Origin of the sequence: Paenibacillus sp. E194 (assembly GCF_000935845.1) — a bacterium.
Lineage (GTDB): Bacteria > Bacillota > Bacilli > Paenibacillales > Paenibacillaceae > Paenibacillus_B > Paenibacillus_B alvei_B.
Genome location: NZ_JMDX01000392.1, coordinates 1 through 3,428, shown reverse-complemented (window position 1 = coordinate 3,428; position 3,428 = coordinate 1). Strand labels below are relative to the sequence as shown.

The window sequence follows — 3,428 nt, the reverse complement described above, 5'->3', positions numbered from 1 at the left end:
GCATGCTGTCCTGCTTACCCATCAAGACCTCGATCATATCGGGAGTCTACCTGATGTGGTATCAGCCAAGAACGGCCATCTCGAAGTGATAGCGCACCACGAAGATGCCCCCTACATAGAAGGCAAATATCCACTCATTAAGACAAGCCATGAAGCTATGGCGAAGCTTCTGCCGTTGCTGCCAGAAGAACATCGTCCTAAGGTCTTGGCCATGTGTGACATGCATCCATCAGCGAACATAACCCGATTGATTACGGATAATGAAGTTCTTCCTTACTGCGGCGGAATCCGCATTATTCACACCCCTGGCCATACAGCAGGGCATGTCAGCATCTATTTGGAGCGCAGCCGTATCTTGATAGCCGCCGACGCAATGATAAGTGTTGATGGAATGCTGCAAGGCCCCGTCCCACATGCGACGCTGGACATGGACAGCGCAATTCACTCTCTCTCCAAGCTGGCCAAATATCCGATTGACACCGTTATCTGTTATCATGGCGGTCTGTCCGAACAGAACATACACCACCAGATCCTGCAACTATCACATTCGTCGATAACGAAGCCATAATAAAGAGGGAAGCTAACCAACATCCTATTGTGGTTAGCTTCCCTCTTCTTTCCTTTTGAAATCAACACACCATACACTTTTCAAATCGGATAATGTAAAAATCATTCTGTTCTACCTCACTGGCTCCTACTCTTACATTTCCTGCTTGCTCATAGAAATATTGATTATTACGTATTGACCTTCACATCATGTCATCCTTTACACTATGTTTGTGGCCGCATTATGAAGGAGTTGGTACCAGCAATGCATATTCGTGAATTATCTAAGCTTACAGGAGTCAGTCTTCGGTCCCTGCGTTATTACGAGCAGAAGCATCTGCTGTCCCCCGCTCGTTCAGAGAATGGGTATCGCATATACGAAGACATCGATGTGGAGCGCGTTAAGATGATCCAGTTATTCTTGAAGCTTGGAGTTAGCACTGATGAGTTAGCGCGCCTTATTCAGAACTGTGAAGGGTTGCCAGGGCGTATCAGCAATAACAGCAATAATAGCAATCATCAAGCTGAATGCACTGCAGCATTTTATGAAGAACGACTTCAGGAGATAAGAGAACAGATTCAATTATTACGAGAAGCAGAGCGGCAACTAGAAAAACTAGTTACTCATTGGAAGCAACATATAACAGAGGATTAATATTGTAATTTGAGAAGAAATGAGGTATATCCTATGCTGTTTTTGGATCATGTTACACTTGCAGTACCTAATTTGTCTCAAGCAGTCCATCTTATTCAAGAGACTACTGGCATTATATTTTCGAAGCAAGTCATTCCGTTCCCTGGAACAATTGGGCAGGTTGCCTATTTAAGAGAGGGATTTATTGAACTCATCGCCTTAGAGGATTTAGAAGAAGCACAGAAGACGCCATTGGGCTCAGCATTCGCTGCATTTGCCTCTCAGCGTGCAGGGATTTTCGGAGTCGCATTAGAAGTTACAGGAGGGTTGCCTTCACTTATTGAATCTGCAAGAAGTCTAGGAATACCTTACATAGGACCTAACCATCAACTCGCTCCATTAGAAGACGGAACCAATATCTCTTTTCAGACGGCCTACATTGGACTACAAATGCCGTGGTTAATCGAGTACGAGCAATCGCGTGTTTGGCCTAGTTCATATACATTGATAGGAGTCGAAATTCAAACAACGAATATTGAAGAGGATCTATCTGTGTATTCCAGCGCCTACCAGCTACAAGCATCCATTGCAACAGATTCCGGCAGCCTGGATCGGATATTCTTGCTTGATCGTGGTTGGTTATCACTTCGTCATACCGATACAAATGAAACTTCAGGGTTTAACGCCGTTGTTTTGAAGAAGGATAGCGATACATTCCGTATTCTGTGTACATCTCAGGGTGTACAAATAACTTCGTAAGGATACTGGCTTCATAAGTCTCCTTGTTCGCCATCATAAATTCTATACTCGTTTTTTTGATTGATTTTATTCGAATTTATTTTGATCTAACTTTCACATAGATTGAATTTGGTGTATGATGGGTAATAGTGGAATTCAAGGAGGTATGATATGATCTTACGACGTCTCGCAATTGGGCTCGTTCTCATTGTACTTTCAGTATTGTATGTGTACATTTGGCAAAATGGAGATCTCCGCTCCTTATTCAACATCAATTGCTATTTAGGTTTAGGGTTGTGGGTAGTCGGTTCCCTTTTCTCGGGTCTATTCAGGGATGATACGAAGCTTAAATTTAATATGGGCCATATTCCAGAAGAAGACCATCGAAGAAATATTAAATTCAGCGGGACGATGTTTTTAATTGGGCTGCCGAGTATTATAACATCCATCATCATCTTTGCTTTTGTCCTATAAGCGAGCGGCTTAATCATCATATATAAGAAGAGAGGATGTTAGCCCCATCTACTTGGTGGGCACATCCTCTCTTTGTATTATAGATACATAACTGCGAATTGAGCGATTGAGTAGCGGTATAACTACACATAAACCTGGTTCAAATATTGCTCGAGCCTCTCCTTCACCTGTGGCCATTCCTCATCAACTATGCTGTACACATTCGAGTCGCGAATATACCCATCCTCCATCACCCGATGTCGGCGCAATTTCCCTTCGTATACGGCTCCTAACCGTTGAATGGCGCGATTCGAGCGCTCATTGCGCACATCTGCCGTCAGCTGAACACGAATCGTATGCAGCTGTTCAAAGCAATATTGCAGCAGCAAATACTTGCACTCTGTATTGATGCGAGTACGCCATACAGAAGGATGATACCATGTGCCGCCAATCTCGGCATATCGATGCAAGGCAGACAAATTCATTATTCTCGTTGCGCCAATAATTCGCTCTGTAAGCTGATCAATGACAACGAATGGATACTCAGTCCCCTTCTCGCGATTCAGAACAGCATCATGAATCACTCGTTCTGCATCCGCAAGACTGCGGATGGTGCGCGGCAAGTAGTGCCAAATATCAGGATGAGATGCTGCTTCATATAAATCTTCCTTATGTTCAGGAAGCATCGGGATCAGCTTAGCACTGCTCCCCGTCAGCTCGAACAATTGATTGTTCATTCGTATCCATTCCCCCGAAGGTCTGATAGGTATAGAGTGCAGTCTGTAACTTGTCTATGTATTGCTGCTCATGGCTTGAACACATAAATTGAATTGAAGGGCGAACTGACGTATCTGATGACTGCTTCAGCTGGTTTTCCTGCATTACTTGTGCTAGACGCTGCACGGTGCCATGGCTGCCGTCTATAAGCTGGATGTGATCAGGGATAATGTCTCTCAATATGTGCTTGTAATAGGGATAATGCGTACATCCTAACACAATCGTTCCATACTGATTCAAATCCAATCCAGCAAGCTTATGCACGAAGTACGTCTCCTAT

General features: G+C 43.9%; 6 protein-coding genes. 4 read left to right on the top strand and 2 right to left on the bottom strand.

Annotated elements, in window-relative coordinates; all coding sequences use genetic code 11:
• The 4 genes from AZ66_RS27985 to AZ66_RS27970 all read left to right on the top strand — a co-directional run.
• Positions 1-568 (top strand): MBL fold metallo-hydrolase (locus tag AZ66_RS27985; RefSeq protein WP_044357918.1); only part of this gene is annotated, 568 nt, incomplete at its 5' end.
• Positions 569-811: 243 nt separating this feature from the next.
• Positions 812-1,201, top strand: coding sequence for a MerR family transcriptional regulator (locus tag AZ66_RS27980; RefSeq protein ID WP_021260365.1), 390 nt, complete (start codon positions 812-814; stop codon positions 1,199-1,201).
• Between the two features lie 33 nt (positions 1,202-1,234).
• A complete protein-coding gene (locus AZ66_RS27975) occupies positions 1,235-1,939 on the top strand; it encodes a VOC family protein (protein WP_044357914.1) in 705 nt (234 codons plus the stop codon).
• Positions 1,940-2,089: 150 nt separating this feature from the next.
• A complete protein-coding gene (locus AZ66_RS27970) occupies positions 2,090-2,392 on the top strand; it encodes a DUF5316 family protein (RefSeq protein ID WP_021260367.1) in 303 nt (100 codons plus the stop codon).
• 122 nt (positions 2,393-2,514) lie between these two features.
• Here the strand turns inward: AZ66_RS27970 and AZ66_RS27965 are convergent, their stop codons facing one another.
• Both AZ66_RS27965 and AZ66_RS27960 read right to left on the bottom strand, forming a co-directional pair.
• Complete coding sequence (locus AZ66_RS27965; RefSeq protein WP_044357912.1) at positions 2,515-3,108, bottom strand: GNAT family N-acetyltransferase; 594 nt, start codon at positions 3,106-3,108, stop codon at positions 2,515-2,517.
• On the bottom strand, positions 3,068-3,412 hold the full coding sequence (locus AZ66_RS27960; protein ID WP_231587084.1) for a hypothetical protein: 345 nt from the start codon (positions 3,410-3,412) through the stop codon (positions 3,068-3,070). The genes AZ66_RS27965 and AZ66_RS27960 overlap by 41 nt, the downstream gene beginning before the upstream one ends.
• Between the last annotated feature and the right edge of the window lie 16 nt (positions 3,413-3,428).

Coding starts and splice junctions, on each gene's coding strand:
- AZ66_RS27965 (WP_044357912.1), bottom strand. CDS start 3,108: ATGAACAATCAATTGTTCGAGCTGACGGGGAGCAGTGCTAAGCTGATC.
- AZ66_RS27980 (WP_021260365.1), top strand. CDS start 812: ATGCATATTCGTGAATTATCTAAGCTTACAGGAGTCAGTCTTCGGTCC.
- AZ66_RS27970 (WP_021260367.1), top strand. CDS start 2,090: ATGATCTTACGACGTCTCGCAATTGGGCTCGTTCTCATTGTACTTTCA.
- AZ66_RS27975 (WP_044357914.1), top strand. CDS start 1,235: ATGCTGTTTTTGGATCATGTTACACTTGCAGTACCTAATTTGTCTCAA.